The organism is Amycolatopsis roodepoortensis (assembly GCF_024628825.1).
GTDB classification, from domain to species: Bacteria; Actinomycetota; Actinomycetes; order Mycobacteriales; family Pseudonocardiaceae; genus Amycolatopsis; species Amycolatopsis roodepoortensis.
On sequence record NZ_CP102415.1, the window covers coordinates 2,743,183 to 2,755,922 of the forward strand.

The following is a 12,740-nucleotide window of genomic DNA, read 5'->3' on the forward strand; positions in this document are numbered from 1 at the left end:
CACTTTCTCGACGCCTGACGTCCCGAAAGTGGCTTTCGCGACATGCCGCTCCGGCAGCCCCGCCCCTTAAGGCTTGATCCCCACCCCGCCGAGGCTCAGGTGGTTCAGCTCGGACAGCGGAGCGAGCCGCGGCCCCTCGGGCCACCACTCGTGCAGGTGAACGACGCCGGGCTCCAAGACCTCCAGCCCGTCGAACAGCGACTCGATCTCCTCGCGGCCGCGATGCACGGTGCGGTGCCCGGTGCTCGCCATGAGGTCGTCGAGCTTCCTGGCGAGCGCGCCGCGTGCGCCCTCGCCAGGGGTGAAGTCGTGGGTGATCAGCACGTACGAGCCGGGCGCGATCGCGTCGACGTACGCCCGGACGACGGACCGCGCCTCGTCGAAGTCTTCGATGTGGTGCAGCACCGAGTTCAGGATCACCGCGACCGGGCGGTCGAATTCGATGTGCTCGGCGACCACCGGATCGGCGAGGGTCTGCTCCGGATCGGTCAGATCGGCGCCGCTGACGTGGACGAGCAGGTCCTCCAGCAGCGCCAGCCCGTGCGCCTGGACCACCGGGTCGTGGTCGACGTAGACGACCAGCGCGTCCGGGTTGTACCGCTGCGCCGCCTGATGCGTGTTCTCCGAGGTGGGCAATCCGGAGCCCAGGTCGAGGAACTGGTCGATCCCGCGGGCGCCGGCGAGGAACCGGACCACCCGGTTCGCCCAAGAGCGGAACTCCTTGGCCATCGACGCGGCGTCGGGGGCGATGGCGAGCAGATCCTCCACCGCCCGCCTGTCGACCTCGTAGTGGTCGTGCCCGCCGAGAAGGACGTCCTTCATCCGGGCGAGGTTGGGCTTGCTGTAGTCGAGGGGGAGCGGGCGCCTCGGCACGGACCGGACCTCGTCCGAAGTCATGGACACGTTCCACCCTTCAGCCGCGCACGGGCCGCGCGAACGCGCCCACGGCTCCCTCGACATCGACGGACCGTACACAGATTACGACATGGCGTGCTGTCCCGTGAACCTCCCCAAGGGCCTTGCCTACCTGCGCCGATCACCCGAAGACGAGCTCGCGCCAGGTGACTCCGCCGTCGGTGGTGCGGTACACGGCGGACCCGCCCTCCGCGTCGGGCAGGCCGTCCACGACCACGCCGACCCGTTCGTCCGGGAAGTCCAGATCGTTGAGGCAGACGCCGCGGCCGCTGAGCACGGTCGTCGTCCAGGTCGATCCGCCGTCGGCGGTGCTGTGCAGGAATCCGGTGCCGCCGCCTTCCGCCGCGACGGTCGCCGCCGTGGGCGACGCCGCGCTGAAGCTCTGGTCGATCCCGAGCGTGGGCGCCTGCGCCGACCCGGTGAAATGCCCGCCGAGCTTCGGCGCGCGCCACAGCCGCCGGACGGTCGCGCCCGGTTGCGGCGTCCCCGGTCCCCCGCTGCACAGCGCCAGCACCTGTCCTCGCCGGACGCCGCTCAGCGAAGCCGAAGTGTCCGCCGGGCAGGGCGGCGGCGCGGCCGCGAAGGTCAAGCCGTCCGACGACGTCCAATACTTCTGGACGCGGTGGTCCGCCCCCATCGAGACCTGGATCCCGCCGCTGGTCGCGATGTCGCCGTAGGTCGAGGAGCCGGTGACGGTGAATCCCGGGACCGGCAGGAGCAGCCGCGTGCCGGCGATCCCGGCGTACAGCGTCGTCGTCGACGGGGTGCCGAATCCGGTGACCATCGCGAACACCCGCGGCCCCGATTCGGCGATCTTCGAAATATAGAAGGGTTCCCGGACCCCGGCGAGGCGCACCTCGGACCATTTGCCGCCGCCGTCGTGGCTGGCGAGCAGCCGGGTGCCGTCGGAGAGGAACGCGTCGCGCCCGTCGATCACCGTGAGTTTGACCTGATTGTGGTTGTCCGGCAAGGAGATCGGCGGTTCACCGACGCGGCGCCACCGCTTCCCGCCGTCGGTGGTCGCCAGCAGCGAAGCGCACCATCCGGGTTTCCCGCACGGCGAGAACCCGAGGACGAATCCGTGCCGCGGCCCGGTCCAGCTGGTCGACGCGGGGGCGAAACCCTCGGGCACCCGAGCGTCGGCGGCGGCGGGCGGGGTGAAGACGGCCAGGGCGGTCAGTGCGGTGGCGGCGAGCGCGGCCCACCGGTTCGGCTTCATGACCACGGGACGTCCGGCCCCCGCCCTGGTTGCCCGCCGTTCGGGGTGAACCCCCAGATCATCTCCGGTACTCTCGCAAACCTTGTTTCGCCCGGGGCCGGACCGGGTATACGGCGTTCGGCCGGTGAGACGGAGGTAGCACCGATGGACGACGCGGGTGCGCGTGCTGGTGGTGATGAGGAAGAAGACCCCGGGACCACACAGCGCCGGTTCAGCCTGAACGTCCACGACCCGGACCATCTGCCGCGCAGGCTCGCCGGCCGGTACGAGGTCCGCGAGCTGCTCGGCCGCGGCGCGACCGCACGCGTGTTCCGCGCCTGGGACCTGCGCGAAGGACGCGAAGTCGCGCTGAAACTGTTCCACGCGGACACGATGGCCAGGGACGAGCGCCGCCGGGAGCAGGAGATCCAGACCCTCAGCGCGGTCCGTCACCCCGGCCTCGTCCCGCTGTACGACGCGGGCTCCGACGACGGCTACACCTATCTCACGATGCGCCTGGTCGAGGGCCCGAACCTGGCCCAGCGCCTGCGGTCCGGCCCGCTTCCCCAGGACGAGGTCGTCGAGCTGGCCGCCCGGCTGACCGACGCGCTCGCCCACGTCCACGCGCACGGCATCACCCACCGTGACCTGAAACCGGCGAACATCCTGATCGACGGCGACGGCCCGCTGATCGGCGACTTCGGCGTGGCGCACGCCTTCGACGCGACCAGGGTGACCGAGACCGGCGGCGTCGTCGGCACGGCGGCGTACATGGCGCCCGAACAGGTCCGCGGCGAGAACGTCGGCCCGCCCGCCGACATCTATTCCCTCGGCCTCGTCCTGCTCGAATGCCTGTCCGGCGAGCGGGAGTACACCGGGACGCCGGTCGAGGCCGCGGTCGGCAGGCTGCACCGGCCGCCGCGGATCCCCGGCGGGCTGTCGGTGACCATGACGACCTTGTTGCGCGGGATGACCGCGCGGAAACCGGCGCAGCGTCCGACGGCCGCGGCCATCTCCCGGATCCTGCTGGAGGATTCCACCGGGACGAAGGTGGTCCGTCTCGCGCCCGCCACCCGTAAGCGGGCGGCGGTGGTCGCCGCCGTCAGCGCGCCCGCCGCCGCGATCACCCTCGGTGTCATGCTGGCCCTCAACCAGACGGGTACGCCCGCGCCGGCGCGGCCGGAAGGGATGCTTCCCCCGGCGGTGACCAGCACTTCGGGACCGGTGGCAGGCCCGGGACCGCAGGTTTCGGAGGCCGTCGAGGTGCCCACCCGCGGCCCGAAGGCGAGCAACGGCACCGTCGTGGTGACCGAAGCGGTCCCGGCTTCCGGCGCGGATCCGACAGGCGCCCGGAGCACCGAGGCCACCTCCGCGCCGAGGGACACGACCGCCGCAAGCGACCGGCAGAGCACCTCGGGCAAGCCGAGCAAGACCAAGCCCGGCCCGCCGACGACGAAGAGCAGCAGGCCCGGTCCACCCGGCTGAGCGACCGCACGGTACGGGTGTCCACTGTGGACGATGATGGGAGACGGCGATGACCTACATCAACGACCCGCGAGAGCCGCAGGAAGAAGAGATCGTCGAACGGACACCCGGCAGGATCCGCGTCGTGCGGGTCGTCAACGCCGTCGTCCACGCGGTGTCCTGGATCTCCGCGCTGGTGCTGATCGTGCACATCCTGCTGGTGTTCGGCGAAGCCAACCCGGGGAACGGGTTCGCGCAGCTGATCGACCAGTGGTCGCGCGCCGTCTCACTCGGCCTGCGGAACCTGTTCACCCCGGACGGCCTCAAACTCCGCACCTTGTTCAACGACGGTCTCGCCGCGTTGCTGTGGCTGATCATCGGCGGCGTGGTGACCGACCTGGTCTCGCGGATCGGCCTCCCCGGCCCGAAGCGGGTCTGGTACCGACGCTCCGTCAGTTGAGCGAGCCCGGTCTCCCCTCCGGGGCGTCACCCGCCTGAGCCTGTTCGGCCTGGGCGTCGGTGACCTCCGGGGCGGCCGTGGTCTCCGCGGGCCGCGTCCGTTCCGGCTCGTGCTCGGTCTCGAAATGCTCACGGCACCAGCGGCCGTAGCGTCTGGCATGCACGGTCATCGCGGCACCTCCTTCCCCACCACCACGATCCCCCAGTTCTGTGACGCGCGCCACTCGTTTAACCGGCGAATCGGGTGACGATCTCGGCGCAGAACGCGGGCAGGTCGTCCGGATTGCGGCTCGAGGTCAGGTTGCCGTCGGTGACGACCTCCTGGTCGACGACGGTTCCGCCGGCGTTGCGGATGTCGGTGCGAATGCTGGGATACGACGTGAGCGTGCGGCCGCGGACGACGTCGGCCTCGACCAGCGTCCACGGCCCGTGGCAGATCACGCCGACGGGTTTGCCGCTGTTCACGAAGTCGCGCACGAAGCGGACGGCGTCCTCGTCCGCGCGCAGGTTGTCCGGGTTCATCGTGCCGCCGGGCAGCACGAGCGCGTCGAAGTCGGCGACCGTGACGTCCTTGACGACCCGGTCGACGGTGAACTTCTCGGCCTTGTCGATGTCGCCGTTCATGGCCTGGATCTCGCCGGGCTCCAGCGAGACGACTTCGGCCGTCGCCCCGGCGTCGGTGACCGCCCTGCGCGGCTCGACCAGCTCGACCTGTTCCACGCCGTCCGCGGCGAGGATGGCCACGCGGCGTCCGTTCAGCGATGTCGCCATCGGGTTCCCTCCTGAGGTCGTAGTCGCTTTCGGACTACCCCGGACCGCGACCGCCGAACCATGGGCATGAACTCCCGCCGCGGCGGGTATCTGCCCGCATGCGACTTCGGCGAGCGGACCTGGCGTCCCCCGGTATCCGGAGGCGGCGCAGAGGTCGTGGCTTCGGCTATCTGACCCCGGACGGCGAGCCGCTGAAGGACGGGGAGACGATCGAGCGGATCAACGCGCTCGCGATACCGCCCGCGTGGCGGCGCGTGTGGATCTCCCCGCACGAGAACGCCCACATCCAGGCGGTCGGGATCGACGACGCCGGACGGAAGCAGTACCTCTACCACCCCGAATGGCGACGGGCCCGGGACGAGGAGAAACACGATCGCGTCCTCGCACTGGCGCGGAAGCTGCCCAAGCTGCGCGAGACGGTCCAGGAGGATCTCGACTCTCGCGGCCTGAAGCGGGAACGCGTGCTCGCCGGCGCCCTGCGGATGATCGACCTCGGGGTCTTCCGCACCGGTGGCGAGAGCTACGCCGACGAGCACGGCACCCACGGGGTGGCGACGTTGCTGTGCGAGCACGTCGAGCTCCGCGGCGAATGCCTGGTGTGCGACTACCCCGCGAAGCACGGCATCCAGCGGAAGGTCCGGCTGCGGGACGAGTCCCTGGTGCGGCTGGTCCGCTCCCTGCGGCGGGTGCGGGGCGGCGCCGTGCGCCTGCTCGCCTACCGCGACGGTGACGGCTGGCACGAGGTGAAAGCGGACGACATCAACGACCGGCTCCGGGAAATCGTCGGCGACGGTTTCACCGCCAAGGATCTGCGCACCTGGAACGCCACCGTCCTGGCCGCTTCGGCCTTCGCGGACACCGAAAAGCCTTCCAGCGAACGAGGATTGAAGCGGGTCGAGAAGACCGTGATGACGGAAGTCGCCGAGGGGCTCGGCAACACACCCGCCGTGGCGCGACGGTCCTATGTGGACCCTCGGGTGGTCGAGGCGTACCGGCGGGACCGGACCGTCGCCCGCGCGGTACGGCGAGCCGCGAAGGCCGGCAGTCCCGACGAGGCACGCGACATCGTGGAGCGGGCGGTGGTGCGGCTACTGAACGGGGCGTGAGGCTTCGATGGCGAGGACGGCGATGTCGTCGTGCGTCCCGCTGCCGAGCCATTCCCGCACCGCGGAACGAACCCGGGCGACGACCTCGCGGCCGGACATCCCCTGGCAGCCTGCCAGCAGGTCACGCAGCCGTTCGTCCCCGAACAGGTCCGACGGCCGCTCGTGATGCCGCGCTTCGGTGATCCCGTCGGTGTAGAGCAGGCAGACGTCGCCCTCGGCCAGCCGGATGGCGGTCTCGGCGAACCGGGCCTGCGGGGAGATCCCGACCAGCGTGCCGGGCAGGGTGATCTCGTCGACGCCGCCGCGGCGGCGCACCACCAGCGGCGCCGGATGCCCGCCGGAGGCCAGGGTGACGCCCAGATCGTCTTCGCCGGCCAGCACCGAACCGAGCACCAGCGTGGCGAACCGGCCGCTGCCGCCGGTGATGAGCAGGGAGTTCAGCAGGCTCAGCAACGTCGTGTTGTCGTGCTCGACGAGGTCGAGCGCGGCGAGGGTCTGCCGGACGCGGCCGGTGAGCGCGGCCGCCTCGGCCCCCTTGCCGCAGACGTCGCCGAGGACGAACATCGCGCCGCCGCCTTCACGCGGCAGGACGTCGTAGAAGTCGCCGCCGACGTCGAGCAGTCCGCCCGACGGCTCGTACCAGACGTCGAACTTGGCGCCGTGGACGTCCGGGGGCGGCGTCGGGCGCAGCGTGGTCTCCAGGCCGCGGGTGGCCTCTTCCTGGCGGGCGTAGCGGTGCGCGTTCGCCAGTGCCGTCCCGGCGGCGCGGGCGAACTCGGTCACCGCTCGCGGGTGGTCCTCGCCGAACGCGGGCGCGCCGCGCCTGCCGAGCACCACCGCGCCGGTGACCCCGGAGCCGCCGTCGAAGCCCAGCGAGACCACGGTCACCGACGAATGGACGGCGAGCCGTTCCGCGACGATCGCGGGCAGGGCCGCGATCTCCTCCTCCGGGACCGCCTTGGCTTCGAGTTCGTCCGTGGAGGCGAAGGTGCCGGCGAGCACCGGCGCCAGCTGGGCGGGGACGCGCCTGATCCGGCCGTGCCCGTGGGTGGTGCGGTGATCGCAGCTCCACCACTCCCACCGGCCGCGAGTGGTCGGCAGCAGCACGAAGACACAGTCCGCGAGTTCGGCCGCGGCGACCTCGGCGATCACCTTCGCCGTCCCGTGCCTGCCCCGCGCGGAGGCGAGCCGGGGCGCCGAAGCGGCGAGGAAACCGTCCACGCGCGGGCCGTCGGCCGCGACCGCGGAGGTCACCGTCCACGCGTGCCAGCCGCCGGGCAACGTCCGGATCCGCGCGGGGAACCGGCGGCCGGTGTGCTCGACATGCCCGACGTCGGGGCCTTCCGCGGTGAGCACCGGGCGTCCGCCGCCGAACAGCTCGCGGGCGGCGGGATTCGACCAGCGCAACGCGCCGCCGACGTCCTGCACGAGCACCGCGTCACGGACGTCTTCGAGCAGCTCACGCCAGAACCGCCCGGATTCGGGCAGGGCTCCCTCGCTCGCCGGGGGCGACGACTCCGAGGGGAGCGACGTCGAGGCCGGGGCGGGCCGTGACACCATTCCCGGACCTCCTCCTGCCTTGCGGGTAGCGCAGTGTGAGCGGGCGGACTGGCTCGAAGTGTAGGTCGAATCATGGCACGCTGATGCGACGACCATGGCTTGGCATGCGTGGTGGAGAGGGTCGACACAGATGACACAGCACTCCCAAAGGGACCGGATCCCCGTGGAAGGTGGTGGCGGCCAGGTGGACGAAGCGACCCTGGAACGCCTGCTCGCGGCGGCTCGTGACCTCGGGGACGGCAACTTCCGCCGGCGGCTCGTGGCGCACGGCGACGGGCTCGCGGCCCAGCTCGCGGGCGCCTTCAACGACATCGCCGAGCGGAACCAGCGACTGGTGACCGAACTCCTGCGCGTCCGCGAAGCGGTCGGCAAGGAAGGCAGGCTGACCGAGCGGGTGGCGGCCGAGATCGGCCCTGGCGGCTGGGCCACCGCGGTCGACGTCGTGAACGGCCTGATCGAGGACGTGAGCAGGCCCACGGCCGAGCTCAACCGCGTCCTCGGGGCGGTCGCCGAGGGCGATCTGTCCGAGCCGATGCCCCTAGAAGTCGGCGGGCGGCCGCTGCAGGGTCAGTTCGCCGAAGTCGCGAAGACGGTCAACGGCCTGATCAAACAGCTTTCGCGGTTCGCGACCGAGGTCACCAGAGTGGCCCGCGAGATCGCCACCGAAGGACGGCTCGGCGGCCAGGCCGAGGTCCCGGGCGTGGCGGGCACCTGGCGTGATCTCACCGACAACGTCAACGTCATGGCCAGCAACTTGACCGACCAGGTGCGCAACATCGCCCAGGTGACCACCGCGGTGGCGCGGGGCGATCTGACCCAGAAGATCAACGTCGACGCGCGCGGCGAGATCCTGGAGCTCAAGAACACCGTCAACATCATGGTCGACCAGCTCTCGTCGTTCGCCGACGAAGTGACCCGGGTTTCCCGCGAGGTGGGTAGCGAAGGCCGGCTCGGCGGCCAGGCGCAGGTCCCCGGCGCCGCGGGCACGTGGCGCGACCTCACCGACTCGGTGAACCTGATGGCGGACAACCTGACCGACCAGGTCCGCAACATCGCCCAGGTGGCGACCGCGGTCGCCCAGGGCGATCTCTCGCAGAAGATCAACGTCGACGCCAAGGGCGAGATCCTCGAGCTCAAGAACACGCTGAACACCATGGTGGATCAGCTGTCCTCGTTTGCGGACGAGGTCACGCGGGTGGCGCGTGAGGTCGGCAGCGAAGGCCGTCTGGGCGGCCAGGCGACCGTGCCGGGCGTCGCGGGCACCTGGCGCGGGCTCACCGATTCGGTGAACCAGATGGCCGACAACCTGACCGACCAGGTCCGCAACATCGCCCAGGTCACCACCGCGGTGGCGAAGGGCGACCTGACGCAGAAGATCACGGTCGACGCGCGCGGCGAGATCCTGGAGCTCAAGACGACCGTCAACACGATGGTCGACCAGCTCTCGTCGTTCGCCGACGAGGTCACGCGGGTGGCGCGCGAGGTCGGCACGGAAGGTCAGCTCGGCGGCCAGGCGCAGGTACCGGGGGTCGCCGGGACGTGGCGCGACCTCACCGGGTCGGTCAACTTCATGGCGAACAACCTCACCGCGCAGGTCCGGAACATCGCCCAGGTGGCGACGGCGGTGGCGAAGGGCGATCTCTCGCAGAAGATCGCCGTCGACGCCAAGGGCGAGATCCTCGAACTCAAGAACACGCTGAACACCATGGTGGATCAGCTGTCGGCGTTCGCGGACGAGGTCACCCGCGTCGCCCGTGAGGTCGGCAGCGACGGGCGGCTCGGCGGCCAGGCGCAGGTGCCCGGCGTCGCCGGGACCTGGAAGGACCTCACCGACAACGTCAACTTCATGGCGAAGAACCTGACCGACCAGGTCCGGAACATCGCCCAGGTGACCACGGCGGTGGCGAAGGGCGACCTGACGCAGAAGATCATCGTCGACGCGCGCGGCGAGATCCTGGAGCTCAAGAACACCGTCAACATCATGGTCGACCAGCTGTCGGCCTTCGCCGACGAAGTCACGCGGGTGTCCCGCGAGGTCGGCACCGAGGGCAAGCTCGGCGGCCAGGCGCAGGTGCGCGGCGTCGCCGGGACCTGGAAGGACCTCACGGACAACGTCAACGTCATGGCCACCAACCTCACCGACCAGGTGCGCAGCATCGCGACGGTGACGACGGCGGTGGCGAACGGCGACCTGTCGAAGAAGATCTCGATCGACGCGCAGGGCGAGGTCGCGGTCCTCGCCGAGACGATCAACAGCATGGTCGAGACGCTGCGCGCGTTCGCCGACGAGGTCACCCGGGTCGCCCGCGAGGTGGGTACGGAAGGCATCCTCGGCGGCCAGGCCCGCGTGCCGAACGTGGCGGGCACGTGGAAGGCGTTGACGGACAACGTGAACGTCATGGCCGACAACCTGACCGGCCAGGTCCGCAGCATCGCGACGGTGACCACCGCGGTGGCGCAGGGCGATCTGTCGAAGAAGATCGACATCGACGCGCGCGGCGAGATCCTCGAACTCAAGACCACCATCAACACGATGGTCGACCAGCTCTCGGCCTTCGCCTCCGAAGTCACCCGTGTCGCCCGCGAGGTCGGCACGGACGGCACGCTCGGCGGCCAGGCGGAGGTGCCCGGTGTCGCGGGCACGTGGTCGCGGCTGACCGAAAGCGTGAACCAGCTGGCCGGGAACCTGACCACCCAGGTGCGGGCGATCGCGCAGGTGGCGACCGCGGTGACCGCCGGCGATCTCACCCGGCACATCACCGTCGACGCGTCCGGGGAGGTGGCCGAGCTCAAGGACAACATCAACCAGATGATCGCGAACCTGAAGGAGACCACCCGCGCGAACCGTGAGCAGGACTGGCTCAAGACCAACCTCGCGCGGCTGTCCGCGCTGATGCAGGGTCACCGGGACCTCGCTTCGGTGGCGTCGCTGATCCTGTCCGAGCTGACCCCGCTCGTGTCCGCGCAGCAGGGCGCGTTCTTCCTCGCCCGTGAAGACGAACAGGAAGAGGTGGTCCTGGAGAGCATCGCGACCTACGGGCTGGCGAAATCCCAGACCGGGCTGCGGTTCTCCCCCGGCGAATCGCTCATCGGACAGGCCGCCGTCGACCGCCGCACGATACTGGTCCACGAAGCCCCGCCGGAGTACGCGCTCATCTCGTCCGGGCTGGGTTCGGCCGCTCCGGTGAACGTGATCGTGCTGCCGGTCCTGTTCCAGGGCGAGGTGCTCGGCGTGCTGGAACTGGCGACCATCAACGCCTTCAGCACCGTCCACATCGACCTGCTGGAGCAGCTGAAGGAGACCATCGCGGTCAACGTCAGCACCATCCAGTCGAACTCCCGCACCGAGGCACTGCTGACCGAATCCCAGCGCCTGGCACAGGAACTGCGCGCCCGGTCGGAGCAGTTGCAGGCACAGCAACGGGAACTGCGCCGGTCCAACACGGATCTCGCGGAGAAGGCGGCACTGCTCGCGCAGCAGAACCGCGACATCGAGGTCAAGAACAGCGAGATCGAACAGGCGCGGCAGGAGCTCGAAGAGCGTGCCGGGCAGCTGACCATGGCGTCGCAGTACAAGTCCGAGTTCATGGCGAACATGTCGCACGAGCTGCGGACCCCGCTCAACAGCGCGCTGATCCTCGCGAAACTGCTCTCGGAGAACCCGGACGGGAACCTGTCGGAGAAACAGGTCCAGTTCGCGCGGACGATCTACTCGGCGGGCAGCGACCTGCAGCAGCTGATCAACGACATCCTCGACATGGCCAAGGTCGAGGCCGGTCACCTGGACCTGCAGATGTCCGACGTCACGCTGCCCGAACTGGTCGAGTACGTCGAATCGATCTGCCGTCCGCTCACCTCGGACAAGGGCCTGGAGTTCGCCGTCCTGATCGACCCGCCGGTGCCTTCGTCGATCCACACCGACGAACACCGCGTACAGCAGGTGCTGCGGAACCTGCTGTCCAACGCGGCGAAGTTCACCGACGAGGGCGGCGTGCGCCTGCACATCCGGATGGCCGATCCGGGCGAGGTCGAAGCCGACTCGCTCCGCAACGCCCCCGGCGTGCTCGCGTTCGCCGTCGAGGACACCGGGATCGGCATCGCGCCGGACAAGCTCGCGATCATCTTCGACGCGTTCCGCCAAGCCGACGGAACCACCAGCCGCAAGTACGGCGGCACCGGGCTGGGCCTGTCGATCAGCCAGCAGCTCACGGAACTGCTCGGCGGCGAACTGCGCGTCCGCAGCGAACCCGGCAAGGGCAGCACGTTCACCCTGTACCTGCCGGTGAGCGCGTCGAACCTGGTCGTCCCGACCACCGCCGCGGCCGGCGGGGTCCCGCTGATCATGGCGGTGCCGCAGGTGGCCCCCTCCGCGCCGGCACAGCGGTTCCACGGTGAGAAGATCCTGATCGTCGACGACGACCTCCGGAACGTCTTCGCGCTGGCCGCCGTGCTGGAACGCAACGGCCTGGAGGTCATCTACGCCGAGACCGGCGTCGCCGGCATCCGGGCGCTGGAACGGCACGAGGACACCGCGCTCGTCCTGATGGACGTGATGATGCCGGAACTGGACGGCAACGCCACGATCACCGCCATCCGCGCGGAGGCCGCGCACGAAGACCTGCCCGTGATCGCCGTCACGGCGAAGGCGACCGCGGAGGACAAGGCGCGAACGCTCGCTTCGGGCGCGGACGACTACGTGACCAAGCCCGTCGACACGGACAAGCTGCTGGACCTGATCGCCGCGCACCTGGAGGCGGATGCCGCGTCCAGCGGCCTCTCGCAGGCCGTGGCCCCCGCCGAGTCGGATTGAGGCGTTGGGCTGAGTTGGTCGTGGTGGCGTTTCGGGTTAGAACCCGAAACGCCACTCACGACCACCTGGACCGATGCCTCACGTGACCGATCGGACGACACGCGTGATGCTGCGGACGACACGCGTGTCGTCCGTCCGGACACGCGAGCCCGCCGATGCTTCCCCCGGACGCGAAAGAACCCGCAGGCCAGGGGCCTGCGGGTTCGAATGTGGAGCTGTGGAGCGGGTGACGGGAATCGAACCCGCGTAGCTAGTTTGGAAGACTAGGGCTCTACCATTGAGCTACACCCGCGTGCCCCCGGAGTACCGGGTGCGAAAACAGCTTAGCGTGACCCGCTAGGCTGTGCGCACACCCCCCGGGAGATCGGGGAAGTCACGGGATGTGGCGCAGCTTGGTAGCGCATCCGCTTTGGGAGCGGAGGGTCGCAGGTTCAAATCCTGTCATCCCGACTTCGGT

Annotated in this window: 9 protein-coding genes and 2 tRNA genes; 5 read left to right on the forward strand and 6 right to left on the reverse strand. The window is 70.1% G+C overall.

Translation table 11 applies throughout. From position 1 onward, the window contains the following. Positions 1-66: 66 nt before the first annotated feature. Both NQK81_RS12765 and NQK81_RS12770 read right to left on the reverse strand, forming a co-directional pair. Entirely contained in the window at positions 67-897 is an 831-nt protein-coding gene (locus tag NQK81_RS12765) for an SAM-dependent methyltransferase (RefSeq protein ID WP_257488339.1), read from the reverse strand. Between the two features lie 139 nt (positions 898-1,036). After that, positions 1,037-2,134 (reverse strand): WD40/YVTN/BNR-like repeat-containing protein, encoded by a 1,098-nt coding sequence (locus NQK81_RS12770; protein ID WP_257488340.1) that lies wholly within the window; start codon positions 2,132-2,134, stop codon positions 1,037-1,039. A gap of 144 nt (positions 2,135-2,278) precedes the next feature. Between NQK81_RS12770 and NQK81_RS12775 the strand changes: the two genes are divergently transcribed. Next, a complete protein-coding gene (locus tag NQK81_RS12775) occupies positions 2,279-3,598 on the forward strand; it encodes a serine/threonine-protein kinase (RefSeq protein ID WP_257488341.1) in 1,320 nt (439 codons plus the stop codon). Between the two features lie 49 nt (positions 3,599-3,647). Continuing rightward, on the forward strand, positions 3,648-4,037 hold the full coding sequence (locus NQK81_RS12780) for a hypothetical protein (RefSeq protein ID WP_257488342.1): 390 nt from the start codon (positions 3,648-3,650) through the stop codon (positions 4,035-4,037). Here the strand turns inward: NQK81_RS12780 and NQK81_RS12785 are convergent. Beyond that, on the reverse strand, positions 4,030-4,206 hold the full coding sequence (locus NQK81_RS12785) for a hypothetical protein (protein WP_192745884.1): 177 nt from the start codon (positions 4,204-4,206) through the stop codon (positions 4,030-4,032). The genes NQK81_RS12780 and NQK81_RS12785 overlap by 8 nt on opposite strands. Positions 4,207-4,264: 58 nt before the next feature. Further along, complete coding sequence (locus tag NQK81_RS12790) at positions 4,265-4,807, reverse strand: type 1 glutamine amidotransferase domain-containing protein (protein ID WP_257488343.1); 543 nt, start codon at positions 4,805-4,807, stop codon at positions 4,265-4,267. A 98-nt stretch (positions 4,808-4,905) separates the two neighbouring features. Here NQK81_RS12790 and NQK81_RS12795 point away from each other — a divergent pair, with 98 nt between their 5' ends. Continuing rightward, positions 4,906-5,913 carry a DNA topoisomerase IB gene (locus NQK81_RS12795; protein ID WP_257488344.1) on the forward strand — a complete coding sequence of 336 codons (1,008 nt, stop codon included), beginning with the start codon at positions 4,906-4,908 and terminating at the stop codon, positions 5,911-5,913. Here NQK81_RS12795 and NQK81_RS12800 read toward each other — a convergent pair. Beyond that, on the reverse strand, positions 5,896-7,473 hold the full coding sequence (locus tag NQK81_RS12800) for a SpoIIE family protein phosphatase (protein WP_257488345.1): 1,578 nt from the start codon (positions 7,471-7,473) through the stop codon (positions 5,896-5,898). The two genes, NQK81_RS12795 and NQK81_RS12800, sit on opposite strands and share 18 nt — an antisense overlap. Positions 7,474-7,603: 130 nt before the next feature. On the opposite strand from NQK81_RS12800, the gene NQK81_RS12805 reads away from it, so the two are divergent. After that, on the forward strand, positions 7,604-12,283 hold the full coding sequence (locus NQK81_RS12805; RefSeq protein WP_371878864.1) for a HAMP domain-containing protein: 4,680 nt from the start codon (positions 7,604-7,606) through the stop codon (positions 12,281-12,283). Between the two features lie 218 nt (positions 12,284-12,501). Here the strand turns inward: NQK81_RS12805 and NQK81_RS12810 are convergent. Next, positions 12,502-12,575 (reverse strand) — tRNA-Gly (locus NQK81_RS12810). A gap of 84 nt (positions 12,576-12,659) precedes the next feature. On the opposite strand from NQK81_RS12810, the gene NQK81_RS12815 reads away from it, so the two are divergent. Continuing rightward, positions 12,660-12,733: transfer RNA gene (locus NQK81_RS12815), tRNA-Pro, on the forward strand. The last annotated feature ends 7 nt before the right edge of the window (positions 12,734-12,740 follow it).

Excerpts from the sequence above, each read along its gene's own strand:
- NQK81_RS12765 (WP_257488339.1), bottom strand. The coding sequence starts at position 897 with ATGACTTCGGACGAGGTCCGGTCCGTGCCGAGGCGCCCGCTCCCCCTC.
- NQK81_RS12770 (WP_257488340.1), bottom strand. The coding sequence starts at position 2,134 with ATGAAGCCGAACCGGTGGGCCGCGCTCGCCGCCACCGCACTGACCGCC.
- NQK81_RS12775 (WP_257488341.1), top strand. The coding sequence starts at position 2,279 with ATGGACGACGCGGGTGCGCGTGCTGGTGGTGATGAGGAAGAAGACCCC.
- NQK81_RS12780 (WP_257488342.1), top strand. The coding sequence starts at position 3,648 with ATGACCTACATCAACGACCCGCGAGAGCCGCAGGAAGAAGAGATCGTC.
- NQK81_RS12785 (WP_192745884.1), bottom strand. The coding sequence starts at position 4,206 with ATGACCGTGCATGCCAGACGCTACGGCCGCTGGTGCCGTGAGCATTTC.
- NQK81_RS12790 (WP_257488343.1), bottom strand. The coding sequence starts at position 4,807 with ATGGCGACATCGCTGAACGGACGCCGCGTGGCCATCCTCGCCGCGGAC.
- NQK81_RS12795 (WP_257488344.1), top strand. The coding sequence starts at position 4,906 with ATGCGACTTCGGCGAGCGGACCTGGCGTCCCCCGGTATCCGGAGGCGG.
- NQK81_RS12800 (WP_257488345.1), bottom strand. The coding sequence starts at position 7,473 with ATGGTGTCACGGCCCGCCCCGGCCTCGACGTCGCTCCCCTCGGAGTCG.
- NQK81_RS12805 (WP_371878864.1), top strand. The coding sequence starts at position 7,604 with ATGACACAGCACTCCCAAAGGGACCGGATCCCCGTGGAAGGTGGTGGC.